Below are 906 nucleotides of genomic sequence, written 5' to 3'. Positions count from 1 at the left end.
GGAGAAACCATCGGTGTATTTGAGGCCGATCGCCCAGCCGATCTCGAACAAGCCGGCGAAGCATAGAAAGATCCAGGACATCAAAAACGCTCGGTCATTCCAGCATCGCCTGAGATGCTTGGTGGCGGGTCGTCACGGCCGGTTTTTCCGGGAAGCGAGGTCGTCCTCCCTCCTTGAAAATAAGATGGCCTGTTTTCCGATCAACAAAACACCGGCAGCATTGTCATGCCGCCGGTTCAGATCTGCAGGGAGCCGGTCGACCGATTCGGGCCGCTTACTTTTCCTTGATGCGCATCGCCTTGACCGGCGGCGCCTTGGGAGCCGGGGCCGCGGCGGGCTTCTTGGCGTCCTTCTTCGGTTTGCGGGCTTCCTTGCCCGCCTTCATCGCACCTTTAGCCATGATTCGCTCCTCCGATTGTGGGCAAGCCGAGTGAAACAAGAGAAATGACGGACTGCAAGAGGCAGTGCGGCTTTGCTAAGCCGGCCGGCCGGCTGTCAACCGATTTTGCGGTCGCGACGCCAGTTCGAAACCTCGCATGGACTGGCGCATTGTCTGTAGAGCTTTGCTGGGCGGGCCGCTAAGCTCGCGCGCAGGGCTAGCCGGGGATCGGATGGCAGGACATAGCGGATCGAGACGGGTGATCTACGCCGCGCTTGCCGGCAATCTGGCGATCGCGGTCACCAAATTCGTGGCGGCAGCCTTCACCGGTTCGTCCGCCATGCTGTCGGAAGGTGTGCATTCGTTGGTCGACACCGGCAATGGCACGCTGCTCCTTTACGGCATGCATCGCGCCGCGCGGCCGCCCGATCACACCCATCCGCTCGGTCACGGGCGCGAGCTCTATTTCTGGAGTTTCATCGTCGCGCTTCTGGTTTTCGCGCTTGGCGCCGGCGTTTCCTTCTATG

3 protein-coding genes are annotated in these 906 nt (G+C 61.0%); 1 reads left to right on the top strand and 2 read right to left on the bottom strand.

Going from position 1 to position 906, the window contains the following annotated elements:
* Positions 1-81: SMR family transporter (locus EOA27_RS38225; RefSeq protein ID WP_245491378.1), on the bottom strand; the 81-nt coding region annotated here is incomplete at its 3' end.
* Between the two features lie 193 nt (positions 82-274).
* Positions 275-400, bottom strand: coding sequence for a hypothetical protein (locus EOA27_RS43075; RefSeq protein WP_095819016.1), 126 nt, complete (start codon positions 398-400; stop codon positions 275-277).
* Positions 401-611: 211 nt separating this feature from the next.
* Here EOA27_RS43075 and EOA27_RS38215 point away from each other — a divergent pair.
* On the top strand, positions 612-906 hold a 295-nt coding region (locus EOA27_RS38215), incomplete at its 3' end, for a cation transporter (protein ID WP_189562371.1).

Source organism: Mesorhizobium sp. M2A.F.Ca.ET.037.01.1.1 (assembly GCF_003998075.1).
Taxonomy (GTDB): Bacteria; Pseudomonadota; Alphaproteobacteria; order Rhizobiales; family Rhizobiaceae; genus Mesorhizobium.
This window is presented reverse-complemented; position numbering and strand designations above follow the sequence as displayed.

Bases quoted from the DNA above. Each gene is read 5' to 3' on its own strand.
- EOA27_RS43075 (WP_095819016.1), bottom strand. From the start codon at position 400: ATGGCTAAAGGTGCGATGAAGGCGGGCAAGGAAGCCCGCAAACCGAAG.